21 protein-coding genes, 1 tRNA gene and 1 pseudogene are annotated in these 15983 nt (G+C 32.7%); 2 read left to right on the forward strand and 21 right to left on the reverse strand.

The genetic code is table 11. The annotated features are described in order from the left end of the window. From IJ258_RS11935 to IJ258_RS03770, 6 genes and pseudogenes are all read right to left on the reverse strand, one after another. Positions 1–150 (reverse strand): annotated as a pseudogene (locus tag IJ258_RS11935) (50S ribosomal protein L18e); the annotation flags it as partial. Continuing rightward, on the reverse strand, positions 150–980 hold the full coding sequence (locus IJ258_RS03750) for a DNA-directed RNA polymerase subunit D (protein WP_292803125.1): 831 nt from the start codon (positions 978–980) through the stop codon (positions 150–152). The gene IJ258_RS03750 and the pseudogene IJ258_RS11935, both read right to left, overlap by 1 nt. A gap of 15 nt (positions 981–995) precedes the next feature. Beyond that, complete coding sequence (locus IJ258_RS03755; protein ID WP_069574667.1) at positions 996–1388, reverse strand: 30S ribosomal protein S11; 393 nt, start codon at positions 1386–1388, stop codon at positions 996–998. 11 nt (positions 1389–1399) lie between these two features. Then, on the reverse strand, positions 1400–1939 hold the full coding sequence (locus IJ258_RS03760) for a 30S ribosomal protein S4 (RefSeq protein ID WP_292803128.1): 540 nt from the start codon (positions 1937–1939) through the stop codon (positions 1400–1402). A gap of 59 nt (positions 1940–1998) precedes the next feature. Continuing rightward, complete coding sequence (locus tag IJ258_RS03765; protein WP_292803131.1) at positions 1999–2448, reverse strand: 30S ribosomal protein S13; 450 nt, start codon at positions 2446–2448, stop codon at positions 1999–2001. 181 nt (positions 2449–2629) lie between these two features. After that, positions 2630–2714 (reverse strand) — tRNA-Ser (locus IJ258_RS03770). Positions 2715–2926: 212 nt separating this feature from the next. Between IJ258_RS03770 and IJ258_RS03775 the strand changes: the two genes are divergently transcribed. Together IJ258_RS03775 and IJ258_RS03780 are read left to right on the forward strand one after the other, a co-directional pair. Continuing rightward, on the forward strand, positions 2927–3487 hold the full coding sequence (locus tag IJ258_RS03775; RefSeq protein ID WP_292803134.1) for a LemA family protein: 561 nt from the start codon (positions 2927–2929) through the stop codon (positions 3485–3487). A gap of 9 nt (positions 3488–3496) precedes the next feature. Continuing rightward, positions 3497–5269 (forward strand): DUF2207 domain-containing protein, encoded by a 1773-nt coding sequence (locus tag IJ258_RS03780; RefSeq protein WP_292803137.1) that lies wholly within the window; start codon positions 3497–3499, stop codon positions 5267–5269. Positions 5270–5433: 164 nt separating this feature from the next. Here IJ258_RS03780 and IJ258_RS03785 read toward each other — a convergent pair whose 3' ends face one another. The 15 genes from IJ258_RS03785 to IJ258_RS03855 form a co-directional block, all read right to left on the reverse strand. After that, entirely contained in the window at positions 5434–7764 is a 2331-nt protein-coding gene (locus IJ258_RS03785; RefSeq protein ID WP_292803139.1) for a transglutaminase-like domain-containing protein, read from the reverse strand. Positions 7765–7860: 96 nt separating this feature from the next. Then, positions 7861–8826, reverse strand: coding sequence for an RNA-guided pseudouridylation complex pseudouridine synthase subunit Cbf5 (locus IJ258_RS03790; RefSeq protein ID WP_292803142.1), 966 nt, complete (start codon positions 8824–8826; stop codon positions 7861–7863). 68 nt (positions 8827–8894) lie between these two features. Continuing rightward, the gene (locus IJ258_RS03795) at positions 8895–9116 is read right to left on the reverse strand and encodes a 50S ribosomal protein L14e (protein ID WP_292608596.1); all 222 of its coding nucleotides are present in this window, start codon (positions 9114–9116) and stop codon (positions 8895–8897) included. Beyond that, entirely contained in the window at positions 9117–9638 is a 522-nt protein-coding gene (cmk, locus tag IJ258_RS03800) for a (d)CMP kinase (protein ID WP_292803146.1), read from the reverse strand. Next, positions 9638–9904 (reverse strand): 50S ribosomal protein L34e, encoded by a 267-nt coding sequence (locus IJ258_RS03805; RefSeq protein WP_292746777.1) that lies wholly within the window; start codon positions 9902–9904, stop codon positions 9638–9640. Before IJ258_RS03805 ends, cmk begins: the two co-directional genes overlap by 1 nt. A 111-nt stretch (positions 9905–10015) precedes the next feature. Next, a complete protein-coding gene (locus tag IJ258_RS03810) occupies positions 10016–10594 on the reverse strand; it encodes a DUF106 domain-containing protein (protein ID WP_292803148.1) in 579 nt (192 codons plus the stop codon). A gap of 10 nt (positions 10595–10604) precedes the next feature. Then, the gene (locus tag IJ258_RS03815) at positions 10605–11165 is read right to left on the reverse strand and encodes an adenylate kinase (protein ID WP_292803152.1); all 561 of its coding nucleotides are present in this window, start codon (positions 11163–11165) and stop codon (positions 10605–10607) included. Positions 11166–11205: 40 nt separating this feature from the next. Continuing rightward, positions 11206–12567: a preprotein translocase subunit SecY gene (gene secY / locus IJ258_RS03820; protein WP_292803155.1), complete on the reverse strand. Its 1362-nt coding sequence runs from the start codon at positions 12565–12567 to the stop codon at positions 11206–11208. 27 nt (positions 12568–12594) lie between these two features. Then, positions 12595–13032: an uL15m family ribosomal protein gene (locus IJ258_RS03825; protein WP_292803158.1), complete on the reverse strand. Its 438-nt coding sequence runs from the start codon at positions 13030–13032 to the stop codon at positions 12595–12597. Positions 13033–13047: 15 nt separating this feature from the next. After that, on the reverse strand, positions 13048–13506 hold the full coding sequence (locus IJ258_RS03830) for a 50S ribosomal protein L30 (protein ID WP_292803161.1): 459 nt from the start codon (positions 13504–13506) through the stop codon (positions 13048–13050). Positions 13507–13517: 11 nt separating this feature from the next. Then, positions 13518–14159 (reverse strand): 30S ribosomal protein S5, encoded by a 642-nt coding sequence (gene rpsE, locus IJ258_RS03835; RefSeq protein ID WP_292803164.1) that lies wholly within the window; start codon positions 14157–14159, stop codon positions 13518–13520. A gap of 2 nt (positions 14160–14161) precedes the next feature. Next, positions 14162–14743 (reverse strand): 50S ribosomal protein L18, encoded by a 582-nt coding sequence (locus IJ258_RS03840; RefSeq protein WP_292803166.1) that lies wholly within the window; start codon positions 14741–14743, stop codon positions 14162–14164. 2 nt (positions 14744–14745) lie between these two features. Then, entirely contained in the window at positions 14746–15201 is a 456-nt protein-coding gene (locus IJ258_RS03845) for a 50S ribosomal protein L19e (RefSeq protein ID WP_292803169.1), read from the reverse strand. A 104-nt stretch (positions 15202–15305) separates the two neighbouring features. Further along, entirely contained in the window at positions 15306–15635 is a 330-nt protein-coding gene (locus IJ258_RS03850) for a 50S ribosomal protein L32e (RefSeq protein ID WP_292803171.1), read from the reverse strand. 14 nt (positions 15636–15649) lie between these two features. Next, on the reverse strand, positions 15650–15983 hold a 334-nt coding region (locus IJ258_RS03855; RefSeq protein ID WP_292803173.1), incomplete at its 5' end, for a 50S ribosomal protein L6.

Raw genomic sequence — 15983 nt, forward strand, 5'->3', positions numbered from 1 at the left:
TAAATTTACTTCAGCTGTTCTTCTATTAGACCTTTCAAGCCTTTGTGCAACATCTTTCCAAATAGCTGCATCTTCACTTCTTGATTGATCATAAAGTTTATTAATAAGTTCAATAAGGTTAGGATTTGTTTTTACTACTTTCTTAACCATTATTTACTTCCTCCTTCTTCACTAAATTTGATAAACTTTTCTGCTTTTTCACCTAATACGTCACAAGCTTTTAATAAAACTTCTTTAGGAGGCATTGCCCCATCTGTTTCAATTCTGAATATGAAATCATTTTCATGATATCCTACATTGATATAACCGTTAGCAGAAGCTCTTACACAACTTTTACACATTGTACAGTTTTCAACACCAATTAACGGACTATCTTCAAATTCTTCAACGATTTTGATTTTTTTAGATCTCCTATCAGATTTTAAAATGCCTCTTGGACATGCCAATGCACAGTCATAATCTATCTCTTCATCATCATTAAATGTGATTTCAGGATATTGTTTGTATGCACAAACAGTAGTAGGCATCCATTTAGCGTGTTCTTTACCATAACCAACTTTCGCAGAAGCTTCTATGATAAATTCTTCATCTTCTTTAAGTATTACTAAAGGAATTGTTTCGTATACTGGTTTAATTTTTGAGTCTGAAGATATTAAATCTTTAGAATAAACAACTTTAGGTCCTACTTCATTTAAACTGAATAAGATTCCACTATTGAAATCTTCCCATTCATCATCTTCAGGTAAAGGTAAACCTTCCAATGCATCTAAATCAGAAACTAAAGGAGTTAAACCAAGCCTATGAGCAAGTACCTCATTAAACATTGCAGAATCATTTCTAATAATATTTACATCTTCAATAGCTATTTTAGGTACATTTACCATAGCACACCTTCTAATAGCATTGATAAAAGGCACTTCTGCATCACGAACAATGAAAATCATTTCATTGTCGCTTTGACTTCTAACTTCTATCTCCATATTAAACCCTTCCACTTAAACTCTTCTTCCTCTTTTACCACCAGGTCTTCCAGTACCGTCGTGAGGAATAGGAGTAATATCTTCTATTTTTCCTATTTTAATTCCAGCTCTTGCTAAAGCACGGATGGTAGCTTGTGCACCAGGTCCAGGACTTCTAGGTCCATTTCCACCAGGAGCTCTTACTTTAATATGTAATCCAACAAATCCTTTTTCTTTAGCATCATCAGCTATTCTAGTTGCTGCAGCCATAGCTGCGAAAGGTGAAGCTTGTTGTCTGTCTGCACGTACAACTTTTCCACCGGACCATTGAGAAATAGTTTCAGCACCAGTAATATCTGTTACAGTAATAATAGTGTTATTAAATGATGAGTAAATATTTGCTATACCCCATTTTTCATCTTTTGCCATAGTTACACCCTTTATTCTTCTGTATTAGCTTTGTTATCCTTATTTTGGTTGTACTCTTCAATTTGTTTTGCTACAGGTGAAGAACGATAGAATCCAATTTCATCTTCTTGACCTTTTAATACTACATAACTTGGTGAATTGATTTTTTTACCATTTAAAGTTATGTGACCATGTACAACAAACATTCTTGCTTCTTTAGGAGTACGAGCTAAACCTTTTTTGTAAACAATAGTTTGTAATCTTCTTCTTAAGATATCTTCAACAGTTAAACCTAAGATATCTTCAATAGCAGCGTTTTCAGGCAAAACACCGGTTCTAGCTAAGTGTCCTAATAATTCTAATTTTTCTTTTACCATTTGATCAGTACCGAAACCAAGTAAGTATCTTGCTTCCCTACTGTATCTTCTGACTAAAGTATCAGCTTTCCAAATTTCTTTTTTGTTTTTTAAACCGTATTTAGTCATTAATTTGTTTTCATTTTTAATTCTTTCCGCATTCCAAGGATGTGGTGGTGTATTATACTTTTTCCTTGATTTTCTAGGTTGTCCCATTAAAACATCTCCTTATAAAATTGAATTTAAATAATTTAATTTATAAAAAAAGCTCTTGCCTATCCTCTTGAACGTTTTACACCAACTGAAGAACTTTTTCTGAAAGTAGATTTGGTTCTTTGACCTCTAACAGGTAAACCAACTTCGTGTCTTCTACCTTTGTAACTTCTGGTCTTTTTCATTCTGTTTAAATCATCTCTTAAAGTCATGTCAAGATCTGATTCGATTAAGTGAATGTTGTCACCAGTTTCGTAATCTTCTCTTCTGTTTAACATCCAAGTTGGAATGCCAAAGTCGAGAGGATTTTCTAAAATTTCTTCAATTTTTAAAACATCTTCGTCAGCAATGTATCCAATTTTAGCATCTAAATCTAAGTCTAAAACGCGACAAATAGTTTTAGATAAAGAGATTCCAACACCTTTGATTTCAGTTAAAGCGTGTTCAATGGTTTTATTACCATTAACGTCCTTTCTTGAAATACGTACTAAATGTTTGAATTCGTCTTCCATTAAATAACCTCCATTTATAGAGCGAACCTACGAGACGTAAAATATAGATTCGAATGTTTTGAATTTCAAAACACAGTTTTTTCAACAGTTATAAACTTAGCCTATTAGCTAAGAGTGCAATAAATATCAGTTTAACAAGTATTTTTAAAATATCAAAAAAATATAGTTAAAAACTAATAAACGCCGAGACTGGGATTTGAACCCAGGAGGGCTGAACGCCCACGAGATTTCCAGTCTCGCGCCTTACCAGGCTAGACTATCTCGGCATTAAAATAGTTAGCAATACTTGCATATCATATTGTCTAGAATAATATGATATAGTAATATCTTTACTTTAACATATATAAAGGTTTTGTTAAAAATAAGTTTTTTCTAAAAATAATATTAATTACTCAATAATATATTTTTCATCCGATATAAACCTAAAAGACAAAAGTATATTTAAATATAATATATAGACTATTAATTAGGTGATAAAATGAATTTGATAATCTGGATTGTTATCATAATAATAGTAATTATCGCAATTGTAACATTAATTCACATGTACAATAATCTTGTTGGACTCAGAAACCGTGTAAAAAACAGTTATGCACAAATTGATGTTCAACTTAAGAGAAGAAATGATTTGATACCAAATCTTGTAGAAACAGTAAAAGGTTACGCTTCTCACGAAAAAGGCGTTCTTGAAGAAGTAACTAAAGCAAGAACCGGAGTAATGAATGCTTCAACCATTGAAGAAACAAGCGCTGCAGACAATCAATTAACAGGTGCCTTAAAAACATTGTTCGCAGTTGCAGAAAACTATCCTGATTTAAAAGCCAATAGTAATTTCCAGCAATTGCAAACAGAATTGTCAGACACCGAAGATAAAATATCCTATGCAAGACAGTTCTACAATGATGTTGTTTTGAAATACAACAATGCTTGTCAAATGTTTCCAACAAGCATTTTAGCAAAATTATTCGGTTTTAAGGAAGAAACATTTTTCCAAGCTCCTGAAAGTGAAAGAGCAGTACCGGAAGTGAAATTTGAATAGGTGAATTATATGAATGTTAAAAAAACATTTATTATAATTTTACTTTTTTTAGTATTATTTTCAGCAATTTCAACAGTATCTGCAGATGATGACCGAAGCTACAGTATTGATCATGCATTTATTGATTTAGATGTTGGAAGTGACGGATTGCTTCATGTTGATGAAAGATTTGATTATTCTTTTGACGGAAAATTCAATGGAGTATACAGAGACATACCATTAAAATCCGGAGAAAGCATAGAAAACATTCAAGTATCAGCGGATGGAGCTTATCCGGTTTTGGTTGAAAGTGATGACAACGGATATAAACATTTAAAAATCTATTTATACTCTGATGCAGCTCACACCAAAGGAATTAGAGACTGTGATGTGTCAGTCTATATCAGCTATGACATGAAAAAAGTCATTACTCTTTTTAATGATGTCGGAGGACTTCAATACAAACTTTGGGGTGAGGAATGGGACGTTGGAGTTGGAGAGGTTTTAGTAACCGTCAAATTGCCTGGAAAAACAGGTAATGAATACTTCCTAAATCCGCAGGAATATAATTATACCAGTGAGTTGAAAGGAGATACAGTAACTGCAGAGACAACATCCATTCCAAAAGGAGAATTCTATGAATTGGTTGTTTTAATGCCATTGGATGATTTTAATGATGCCACCTATGCCAAACATGTTGACAAAAACGGCAAGGACATGATAATGAAAAACCTTGAAGACAGTGTCAATGGACGCAATTTCTGGAATACAAGTTATCTTGTTTTGGCATTACTCTCAATTTTAAGTCCGATTGGTGCAATATTTACTTATTTAAGATATGGTCGTGAACCTGAAGTTAACTACGATGGAATCTATGAAAGAGAGTTACCAACTAATGACCCTCCAGAAGTGATTAATGCATTAATTGAGAATAAACATGACATTGGAACACCGAATATGAAAGGATTTGAAGCAACAATCATGAACCTTATTGACAGAAAAGTTATCCATCTTAATACCCATTCCAATGAAGATACTGATTTAAAGGAACTGTTACTGACATTTAATCATGAAAAAGAAAATGAATTAAGTGCCAGCGAAAAAATAGTCTTTAAAACTTTAACACATTTTGCCAATGAAGGAACATTAAACTTATCCAAATTAAGCAATCAGTTATCCTCACAGACCAATGCAAGATCATTCATTGATAGAATTGAAGATTGGGAGCAAGCTGTCCGAGAGAGCATGAGAACTGAAGAGTTATTCAATGATACAGGTTCTAAAATAATAAATATTATAGGAAGATTAGGTGTTATTTTTGGCGCAATCATTGCAATTCTCGGATTTATGACAAATCTCTCAAACGGAATATATCCTTTGGTTGCAGGAATACTGCTAATCATTTTTTCAGTTTGCATAAGACGTGTTTCAGATGATATTTTTGGAAAATGGACTGAAGAAGGTAGAGTCTACTATCTCAAATGGTCAAACTTTAAGAAATTCTTAAAGGACAATAGTTTAATTAACGAACACCCTCCGGAATCAATAGTTGTTTGGAAGAAGTACTTGATTTATGGTACTGCCCTTGGAGTAGCTGACAATGTTTACAAGTCCATGAAATTGCAGATGCCAAATTATCTGGATTATGATGATGATTTGTTATACTACCATTATTATGGTGGATATGGAATGATGTATTCAGCATACCATACAAGTGAAAGTACACTCAACCCATCCTCAGACTCAAGTGACTTCGGTAGCCTTGGAGGAGGATCTGGAGGTGGAGGTGGAGGAGCATTCTAGCTTCCCACTATCTTATTTTTTTACTTTGATTTTTACAGTTTTATGAATAGTAGAATTATATTGATTTGTTAATACTAATAAACCAGCCAATCTGAATCCAAAATAGTTATTAAAATATTATCGATTTAAATAATATGTTATATTCAAAATAATCAAGTAATTAATTAAAATGGAAGACTGGAATAAGTATTATGAACTGTATAAGATTTAGTATACCAGTTATTTATTTTTCCTAAAGAGTTTCTGTATGAAACTGCATCGGCACAAACCCAAGTTTTACCTATTTTAACCTGAGTCCAAACATGTCCTGTTGTTCCACCACTTTTAAAGTGACACTTACCATGAACATAACGGGCATTGAATCCTGCTGTTCTAAACATTGCAACCAGCAGATGTGAATGATCGACACAATTACCTTTTTTAGCCTTTAAAGTACCGGTAGAACCATATTTGGAATTATAATAATAACTATAATCCAAGGTATCCCTAACATAATTAAATATGGCCTTTGCCTTATCAACATTATTAGTCAAACCTTTAGTCAATGATTTGACCAATGCCTTAACTTTAGCATTTCCAACCTTACAATGACTTGAAGATTTAAGATAAGCTTTCAAACCAACAGCATTCTTTTGATTGAGACCCTTACCAAATTTGGAAAGTTTTACGTTAATGGATTTATGATTGGAATCAGAGGCAAGATAATTATTATTGCCCTCAAAATTAAATGAAACCTTATATTTGCCTAAATCAACACTAGTCTTAACAATAGCATAGCCGTTTGAAGAAACAGCAGCTGAATATGTTTCACCATCAATTGTCAGTTTAACAATTCCATCCGTAGCAGGTTTTCCATTCATGTCAGTTACCAATACTTTAAATGTTTGAGAATTGTCTTTAAATGAACTTCCACATTTCCAAGTAATTTTAGATGGAGACCTTTTAAACACATTTATATCAAAAGATCCGGAGGTTCCATGGAATTTAGATTCATCATTAGTTTTATACTCAACAACATAGTTGCCAATATCCAGGTTAATAGGAGTAATTGAGGCAATACCATTATTATCTGTGGTTCCAGTATAGGTTTTACCGTCAATAATTACACTGACAGTTCTTTTAGCTAAAGGAACACCACCTGCAGTGTATGCAACCTTAAGTACAGTTCCTGCACCATAACCAAATGAAGATGTGCCTTTAACATTTAGAGATGTATCCAAAGTATCATAAATTGAAACCATCTTTTTGGATGATGAAGACTTGAAAAACTTATTTCCGGCATACTTATATTCAACAGTGAAAATACCTTTTTTCAGGAATGATAAATCAAGATATACCCAACCATCACTACCTGTTTTTTTAGAATAAGTTTTTCCATTGATTTTGATTTTAATAATCTTACCTGAACAGGACTTGTCCGCCAAAGCTGTTGAAAATTTGGCTTTAATCACTTTACTGTCATTTGGATAAAACAGATAAGAGGAAGTTGTCAACTTAGTGGATACCTTTCTTTTAAAGATTTTAATTTTGAAAGTTTTTGATAAACCATCCTTGTTATAACAGATGATCTTATAGGTTCCCTTTTTAAATTTTTTCAATGAAAAACTAGCAAAACCATTCTTATTTGTTTTAACCTTATAGATTTTACCCTTAATTTTAAATTTAATGTATTTTTTAGCCAATGGCTTACCATTGCTTTTGAAAAATTTTGCACTAAACTTACGGGAATCCCCTAAAACCTTATTTAAATTATTAGAAGAAATCGTTGATAGAATTATAAAGTTTGTAGTTACCTGATAACCAGTAATGGGATCTGTGGAAACAATCTTATAAGTGCCAGGTTTTAAATTAACACTTAATCTTGCAACACCATCATTACCTGTCTTCTGAGAGTATGATTTTCCGTTAACAGTTATGGTTACCCAAGTATTTGCTAAAGCATTTCCCTGACTATTATAAAATGAGGCAGTGTATTGGGTACTTCCCTTATAATACTTTGATATGTCAACTGCCTTAACTGTTGGCAATATTTCAAAATTAGAATTGAAATTGGAAGAATTGAATAAATCATCTCCAGTAAAAGATGCACTTACACTATATCTACCGGGTGCGAGATTTAGATTAACAAAAGCAATCCCATTATCATTTGTTTTGGAATTGAAATGGATGTTGTCTATAACAAACTCAATGGTTTTGTTTGACAATTTGTTGCCTGAGTTTGAATCCTTTAATGCAATGGAATAATAACCTTTATAATATATTGCATTAGTAGGTGAAACCAGTTCTGTCTGATTTTTAATATCCTCATTTGATAAAGTATTTGAATATTCAGATTCAACTTCCAATTGACTAGAATTTTCAATTTGAAGATAATTCTCACCGGCATTATCCAATAAAGAAGAATCTGTAATGTTTACATCACTTGCTTCAATTGCACTAACTGAAAAAACAAGGATTAAAACAAAAAATATGCTAAACAATATATTATTATTCAAATAATTTACCTCCATCATAATAATATTAAAATTTAATCAAATAAAAATATTTATTGTTAATTATATAACATAATTGCAATTCTTTATTACAATAAGTTATTTCCAGAATCTTGGATAAGTTTCAGGTTTCATAAATACTTTACTAACATTAACCGCAAAGCCTGAATCTGCTTCTAAAATCTCATTTGAAGTTAATAATGACCTTCCTGCACCAACCAATTCACCTTTAAGTGTTTCAATTGCTACAATGTCATTTTTTTGAATATTATCTGCAAGTTCTGCAATTCCACCATTAGCCAAATCTGCTCCATGACAGACTGCATCAACAGCAGAGTCTTTAATAACGATTTTAGGCAAGTAATCAGCAGCCCTCTCCATTGGCATGATAGCTTGGCGCAAGAATGATTCATCCCCATCTTCCTTCCAGAAATGATATGCATCTGTAACATCCTGTAAAGTTACAAGATTGTTCTTCTCATTAAATGAACCAACCTGTGTCCTTCTAAGCTCAGCCATATGAGCTCCAACGCCTAAGGCTTCACCAATATTGTGACAATAAGTTCTAACGTAAGTTCCTGCTTCACAACCAATTCTGAAAAGCACATCTCTTCCTTCAATTTCATATATTGTAGAGTAATAGATGTTACGTGTTCTCAGCTCACGCTTAACTGCACTTTTAACAGGAGGCAATTGAAAAATCTTACCTGTAAATTCAGCGAAAACTTCACGGATTCTTTCTTCTTCCACATCCTGATGGAATGTTAATAAGCACACATACTCCTTTGGAGCGGTTAACAATAATTGTATTGCACGTGTTGCATCATTAAGTCCTACTGGCAGTATACCAGTAACCTTCGGATCTAATGTTCCACCATGTCCGGATTTTTCTAAATTTAAAATACGTTTAACCCAGGAATCGATTTCATGAGATGTTGGACCAGAGGGTTTGTCTAAATTGATTACACCTTTTGAAATATAATCAGTAATTTCCCTGTCTTCTGGTTTAGAACCAAATTCAGGAGAGGTGAAACTTTTAGATTTAGTAACCATGTCAAATTTCATGAAAAAAACCTTTTAAAAAATAGTAAATAAAAAAAGATTATGAATAATTTTTAATTATTCATTTAGATTTATAAGTCAGCTAAAGCTGCTTTAATAGAGTCAATATCGCCAGAAACATCGATAGAATCTTCAGTTGGTTCTAAGTGAGCAATGTTACATCTTCTGTTTTTAACTGCTTCACCAACAACTTCTACAAAGTTTTCATCGATAATTTCAACAATTGCACATTTTTCGCCAGCTTCTCTACCAGCGATTTTTACACATACTCTACCTACTTCGATTGATGCCATTTATATCACCTTTAATGTTTGAATAATGATCTCTGATACTTTTTCAGGATTGAAAGTATCAGTATTTATAATTAAATCATAGATATCCATATTTGAAATATCAATATTATGAATTTCCATGTATCTTAAGGCTTCACTTTTTTCACGAATAATAATTTCGTCTTTAGCTACTTCAACAGATTTGTCTTCCCTTTCAGCTATTCTTTTTGAGCGAACATCGAATGGAGTTACTAACCATAACCTTAAATCAGCATTATCAACAAAGTATGCTGATAATCTTCCTTCAATGATTAGATTGTCTGCCTGTTTAGCTTTTTGAGCTTGCCTTTTATCAATTTCTTTATCAATATCATCATTACCTTCAGCAAATTCACTAAATTCAAGAACACTCATTCCACGCTCAGCTGCCATTTCTCTGAAAACAAAACCTGCAGAAATATATGGAATATCCAACTTTTCACTGAGTAACTCAGCAGTAGTTGTAGTTCCTGTACCCGCTAATCCGCCGATAGTAATTATCATTATTTTCTAGCCTCGTTTTTGAAATGTTTACGAGCACAGCTTGAACATAAGTAACCACCGAATGGACGGTTAGGTCTTTTAGCTGTTTTTGATAATTTTCCTATTTCATATGGACGTCCACGAGGAACTCCATGTAACACTTTACCACACTCAGCACAAACATGCTTAGATGGTTTTTTCTTTTTATATCTTAAAACATTTTCCCCACCGGGAGTGTTTTTATGAACTCTTTTATATGATCTTGATCTAAACCTATTTGCAGGCATTTAATCACCTTGTAATAATTTTTAAATAATAATTGTGTAATAGCGTATTCAAAATAGAATACTATAATATATCTTTTTCATTATTAATAAATGTATGTGAAAAGGGTTAATTTAGAACCCTTGTTTAAATCCTAAGAATTTTCTTAGTATCTGACTCATACCAAATGTACAAATCATATACCATAATAACCATCCAATACCATATGGAATAGTTGCATTTCCACCATATAAGAAATGACCTAAGAAATGCCAGAATGGAGTTAAAGTAACCCAATATACAGCAGGAGGTAATGTAACAACCAAACCACTAATTGCAGAAGTTCTCATCCAGAAGAATATTAAAATAATCGGAACAAAAGTTACAATCATAGGTTTAAATGAATTGGTCATCATTTTACTTTGATCTTGCATCATTTCAGTCTGCTTAGCCTGAAGTTCTGCAATCTTTTTTCCATCTCCTCTTTTTTGAGCATCACGCAATTCTTGTTGAAAAGCTTTATTTCTTTCTTGAATTTCATTCATTTCATCTTGGTCCACTAAATATTTATTAGCTATAGTTGTAATTAATGAAACAATAAATGCAATAATCAATACGGTTAATGCAGGATTAGCTGGATTAGGATCCATTGCTAAAATAGGATTGAAAATTGTATTCAAAGCTCCATAAACCATTCCCATTATATCTGGCATAATAAATCCCCTATAAATTTAATACATTTACTAATTTTTTAACTGAAGAATCTAAATGATTGTCATGATTTTCAACAATTTTAACAGTAGCTCCGGTTAAAGTAGCATAAGCCATTGAAGTAGCCCTGTTCATTTGTTGATGTAATTCAATTTCTTTAACTTTTTGAAGGTCTCTTTCACGAGTATCATCATTTAATCTTCTGTAAATAATTTCATCAGGATTTGCTTCAACTAAAATAAATTGATCCGGTTGTAATTCTTCCAATACCCAAATAGGTAATCCTGGTAAAAATCCAGCAGGAGTATTAATAGTACAATGAGTATCTACGATAACATTATCATTTTCAGATCTAGCTTTTATTTCTTTAGCTGCTTCAGCTTGAATCTTTTTTTGAGTTTCAGCAGGTAATTTTCTTAAAGCATCCCTATCATTTACAATTTTATCCCTAATTGCAATTTCAGTCATTATGTCCCCATAATTTAAGTGGACAAAATCAACTTCCTCTAAAGCTTTACCAAGTAAAGTTGTACTTCCAGAACCTGGAATCCCTGTTAATACTACTAATTTCACTTTAATCCCTCACTTTTTAAAAGAGAAAATAGGAGAAAGATTAATCTCCTCCTAATACTTTCCTAAGAAGAGGATTTGCTGACATAAGTTGTTCTTCAGCCATTTCTTCGTATAACTTATGAAGAATACCTACAGTAAGCAATACACCAGTACCTCCACCAAGAGCTCCGGTTAAATCTGCAAGGAAAGCAATAAGACCTACATATATACCACTAATAATGGTAAGTGCAGGAATATATTTTTTCAAAATTTTATACAATTGGCGTTTACTACTTCTGAAACCAGGTATTTGAATACCTGAACTATGAAGTTGTTCTGAAATCTTTTTAGCATTTAAACCACTAATTTCAACCCATAAATAGGAGAATAGTATACAACATGCAATAAAGAATACAGCATATACTAAAACATGTATTGGTTCAGTGATAAACATGGTTAAATTAGGTGTTGATAACAACCAGGCAATACCATCAACAGCTTTACCATTTTCCAAATGTCCTAAAATTGGAACTCCAATTTTTTGGAAAACATTAGCAAATAAAGTTACGTTTACAAGTAATGCACTTGTTAAAATAACTGGCATGTTACTTGAATAAACAAATTTTAATGGGTATTTGCCGACAGATCCTCTAATTCTTCCATGTCCCCTTACACTACCATGAGAAATAGGAATTTCAACTCTCATAGCTTCACCATAAAGTACAACAGAGAATACGATAATAGTTGCAAGCAATGGAATTAAAGCATAAAAGTCAGGTGCTCCCATTGTAGCTTGTTGGATGAATTTTGGAATAATACCTGCAAATAAACCATCTGTACCTGGTAATAAACTAAATGTACCAACCATAATAGCCTGACATACACCAGCAGCAATGAATAAACCAATACCACTTCCAAATCCCCATTTTGATACAACTTCATCAAGGTAAATAATTACTAATGCTCCTAAGACCAGTTGTAAAATTAATAATAATGTATATGAACCATCAATAGGGACTAAATTTCCAGTTAATACTAAAACACTTGCTTCAAACACTGTGAAGACAATAGACAATACTTTTTGAGTAGCTTGGAAATGAGATTTATCTTTATGGGATGATAGATCCAAATCCAAAAGATTTGAACCAACTAATAATTGCAAAACAATAGAAGCGGTAACGATTGGACCAATTCCTAAAGTTAAAATTGAACCAAAACTTCCGGCCATAACAGCTCTTAATTGAGCAAAACTATCAATAGCTCCTGGAGCTAATCCGTATAATGGAATTTGAGTTAAGAAAAAATATAATACTAAAATAAGAGCAGTCCATTTAAGTTTTTCATTAAAGTCTTCTCTGTGAACAGGAGATTTGACTTCAGGAATAAACTTAAATATTGGCTCCAATACTTCTAATGATGACATTTTATCCCCTTAATTAAAGGAAAAAAGCTATAATATTATAGCTTCTCCTCCTAATTCTTCAATTTTTTCAATAGCAGATGCAGAGAATTGAGGTGCTGAAATTTTATAAGCTTTAGTAATTTTACCTTTAGCTAAAACTTTATCATAACCTAATTCAGTTACATCAATAACAATAGCATCTCCATCTTTGGATGCTTTACCTTGTTCAATTAATTTGTCAGCTTGTTCTTCTAAGTAATTTAAATTAACAGCATTGACTTTTTTAATCATTTTTTGAGGTCTTTTGAAACCATGTTTACCGAAGTGGTCAGGATCGTGGATTACAGTCCAGGTCCAGTGTTGTTTACCCATACCTGCTTTACCTTTTCCACCTTTGTTACCTGCACCTCTACGTTTTTTAGTACAGCCTCCACCGTTGGATCTAGAACCTCTTTGTTTATTAATTTTACGTTTTGTTCTAATCATAATATACACCTGAGTTTAAAGCATTCTTTTTGCAAGATCTTTAATTTCTTCTCCCCTGTAACCTAAAGATCCACCTTCTTTAACAGATAAACGGATATCTTCGTAACCTTTTCTTGGAGGGTGTAAACGGAATACAGGTTTAATACCTACATCAGCTAATTTAACTTTAGATTCAACTAAAGCTTTAGCTAATTCTTCAATATTGTTATAATCAGAATTTTCAGCAACATACTCATCAGTAACTTTTACATTACCAGGGAGTCTTCCTCTTTTAGCAATCATAGCTGCAACGAATTCAGCATCGATTTCACCCCAAGTGATGTAATCCTTAGCTTTTTGAAGCATACCTTCGTAACTAGGATTTTCTTCTACTAATACTGCATGGCTAATTCTGTTAAGTCTTAACATATCTAAGGTGTCTGCAATATTTTTAATGACACCAGTAGTTCCTCTAACTCTAATAACTAAAAACATACTATCACCAATTAGTAGTTAACTCCCATTTTTTTGAGATCTTCTTCACTTGCTTTAACATTACTTAATTCTTTTAAAGCATCAAATACAGCATTAGCAAAGTTAACAGTGGTTTGAGTTTGTCCGAAAGTTTGAGACCATACATCTTTGATACCAGCGAGTTTTAAGATAGTTTTACCAACATCTCCAACTACTAATCCTACACCTGCAGGAGCTGGCATTAAAGTAACACTTACACTACTAGTTTTACCTGTTACTTTGAATGGAACTGTGTGTTCTCTTCCACATACACAACCCCAGTCTCCACAACCTCTTCTTACTTTAATGAGGTTGTATTTAGCATTGTCTACAGCTTTTCTAATAGCAGGACCGACCTCTTTAGCTTTACCTTGACCTAATCCTACATAACCATCTTTGTTACCTACAGCAACAATTACTCTGAAATTAACTTTTCTACCAGATTTATGCATCCTTTGAACTAAGTTAACATCCATTACTTCTTCTTCTAAATCTGGAATTAAGGCATCAACTATTTCTAATTCCATAATTGGAAGACCTTTTTCAAAGATTTCATCGATGTCAGTAATGGTTCCATCTTTAACTAATTTACCCATTTTGGTTTTAGGTTCCCATTCATCCATATTAAAACTCATAGTTATACCTCTGCCTCATCGATATTTTTAACAGTTTCATCAAAGTTTTCTGGTAAATCTTTAGGATTAAGACCTCTTTCAAAATACTTTGAGAATTTTTTAGCAACTTCTTCAGCGTCTAAAGATTCAGCATAATTTGCAACATGTTCTCCTCTGATACGTTCATCTTCTGGGAAAATGAAGTCACCGTGAGGAATTTCTAAACCAGCATCAAGAGCACCTTTTAAAGCTGCAAATATTTTAGAACCTTTAATAGGAGATTTTAAACCAATATCTAAAATTGCATTTTCTACACCTGCAGCTAAAGCTCTTTTAGCACAGAGATATGCAGTTAAATAGAATGCAGAAATGTTATTAGTGTGTCCTAAATAACCAAATTGAGATAATTGTTTACTTACAGCTGATGCAACAGTAATATCTCCTTCAGGAGCGTAATCAATAACTTGAACATTAGCGTGAGCATTGGAAACTCTGACAACTAAACGAGATTTGTCATAATCGACTAAGTTCATTCTAGCTTTGTAGTCAGTTTTACCTTGTCTTCTTCTTCTGAATGCTACTTTATAATTAGTTCCTTGTGCCATGTTTATTCATCTCCTTTAATTAAATCATGGTCACGGGCGTAGTTTCTCATGTAAGATTTACTTCTAAATGCGCCACCCTTAGCCATTTTGTATAATTTACGATAGGTTGTAGCATCAATAACTTCATCTTCACGCATTTCTTTAAGATCTTTTCTTAAAGCTCTGATAGTAGTCATCCAAGCTTTTTTCTTAGGAGTACGTGCTTTTTTAGCTCCTTTTATACTACCTCTACCTTTTCTTTTACCTTTTGCTTTTTGTTCTTTAATTTTTTTAGATCTGTAGCTACTATTACCTTTTTCAGGTTTTGCTTTAATAGCTCCATCATTTATTAACTGCTTTACTCCTTCTCTAGTAATCGCCATAGATACTTCTTCTAATCTTTCTGGATCAATCCATACACGATTAAGCCCTACTTTGAGTATACTAGCAGCTAATCTTTTTTGAGTTGTAAGATTCATGTATATAATCCTCCATTTAGATAAAATCTAAATTCCCATTTAATTTAAATAGTTAAATCAATTCAAATAAAAGCCCCGGAATTGATTCAACTTATAAATATGATTTATTTGTTTAATACTTTAATTCCGAGCTCAGATGCTTTTTCTAACATCATAGCTTTTTTCCTTTTACCGATAGAAGCGCTTATTCTTGCAGCATCAGTTGCTGGGTCTAAGTCTTCTAACTCTTGCATATTGTGAACAAGAACGTCATTATACCCTGAAGGGTGTAAGTCCCTTATAGCTCTAGGGGTTCTGTAACCAATAGCTGGCATGTCAGGTTTACCTGCTTCATATCTTCTCATTTTACTGGTTTTACCTCTAGGGCGTCTCCATTTGATTCCAAGTTTTTTATAACGAGCATATTCTTGTCTTTTAAATCTTTTATTAGCCATTTAAATCACCAAATTTACTCCTTGCTAGTTAAATATATTCCGTCTTGGAATACTCTAGGATCTCTTCCTTTAATTTTAGTTGCTTGTTCTAAGTTAGCCATAGTTTGACCAACATGTTCTTTATTAATACCAGTAATTGTTACCTCATCACCTTTTACTGCTACTTTAGCACTACCGACTATTTTAGCGGTTCTTGGGTGTCTTTCCCCGAGGAAATTGTCAATTACAACAGTATCATTTTGAACTTTCACATTCATTGGAAAGTGAGCAAATACTATTTTCATATGATATTCAAAACCATCAGTCACACCAGTAATCATATTGTTAATGTGTGCTCTAGTGGTTCCA

It is taken from the genome of Methanobrevibacter sp., from assembly GCF_017468685.1.
GTDB lineage: Archaea > Methanobacteriota > Methanobacteria > Methanobacteriales > Methanobacteriaceae > Methanocatella.

Coding starts and splice junctions, on each gene's coding strand:
- IJ258_RS03750 (WP_292803125.1), bottom strand. CDS start 980: ATGGAGATAGAAGTTAGAAGTCAAAGCGACAATGAAATGATTTTCATT.
- IJ258_RS03755 (WP_069574667.1), bottom strand. CDS start 1,388: ATGGCAAAAGATGAAAAATGGGGTATAGCAAATATTTACTCATCATTT.
- IJ258_RS03760 (WP_292803128.1), bottom strand. CDS start 1,939: ATGGGACAACCTAGAAAATCAAGGAAAAAGTATAATACACCACCACAT.
- IJ258_RS03765 (WP_292803131.1), bottom strand. CDS start 2,448: ATGGAAGACGAATTCAAACATTTAGTACGTATTTCAAGAAAGGACGTT.
- IJ258_RS03775 (WP_292803134.1), top strand. CDS start 2,927: ATGAATTTGATAATCTGGATTGTTATCATAATAATAGTAATTATCGCA.
- IJ258_RS03780 (WP_292803137.1), top strand. CDS start 3,497: ATGAATGTTAAAAAAACATTTATTATAATTTTACTTTTTTTAGTATTA.
- IJ258_RS03790 (WP_292803142.1), bottom strand. CDS start 8,826: ATGAAATTTGACATGGTTACTAAATCTAAAAGTTTCACCTCTCCTGAA.
- IJ258_RS03795 (WP_292608596.1), bottom strand. CDS start 9,116: ATGGCATCAATCGAAGTAGGTAGAGTATGTGTAAAAATCGCTGGTAGA.
- cmk (WP_292803146.1), bottom strand. CDS start 9,638: ATGATAATTACTATCGGCGGATTAGCGGGTACAGGAACTACAACTACT.
- IJ258_RS03805 (WP_292746777.1), bottom strand. CDS start 9,904: ATGCCTGCAAATAGGTTTAGATCAAGATCATATAAAAGAGTTCATAAA.
- IJ258_RS03810 (WP_292803148.1), bottom strand. CDS start 10,594: ATGCCAGATATAATGGGAATGGTTTATGGAGCTTTGAATACAATTTTC.
- secY (WP_292803155.1), bottom strand. CDS start 12,567: ATGTCATCATTAGAAGTATTGGAGCCAATATTTAAGTTTATTCCTGAA.
- IJ258_RS03825 (WP_292803158.1), bottom strand. CDS start 13,032: ATGATTAGAACAAAACGTAAAATTAATAAACAAAGAGGTTCTAGATCC.
- IJ258_RS03830 (WP_292803161.1), bottom strand. CDS start 13,506: ATGTTTTTAGTTATTAGAGTTAGAGGAACTACTGGTGTCATTAAAAAT.
- rpsE (WP_292803164.1), bottom strand. CDS start 14,159: ATGAGTTTTAATATGGATGAATGGGAACCTAAAACCAAAATGGGTAAA.
- IJ258_RS03840 (WP_292803166.1), bottom strand. CDS start 14,743: ATGGCACAAGGAACTAATTATAAAGTAGCATTCAGAAGAAGAAGACAA.
- IJ258_RS03845 (WP_292803169.1), bottom strand. CDS start 15,201: ATGAATCTTACAACTCAAAAAAGATTAGCTGCTAGTATACTCAAAGTA.
- IJ258_RS03850 (WP_292803171.1), bottom strand. CDS start 15,635: ATGGCTAATAAAAGATTTAAAAGACAAGAATATGCTCGTTATAAAAAA.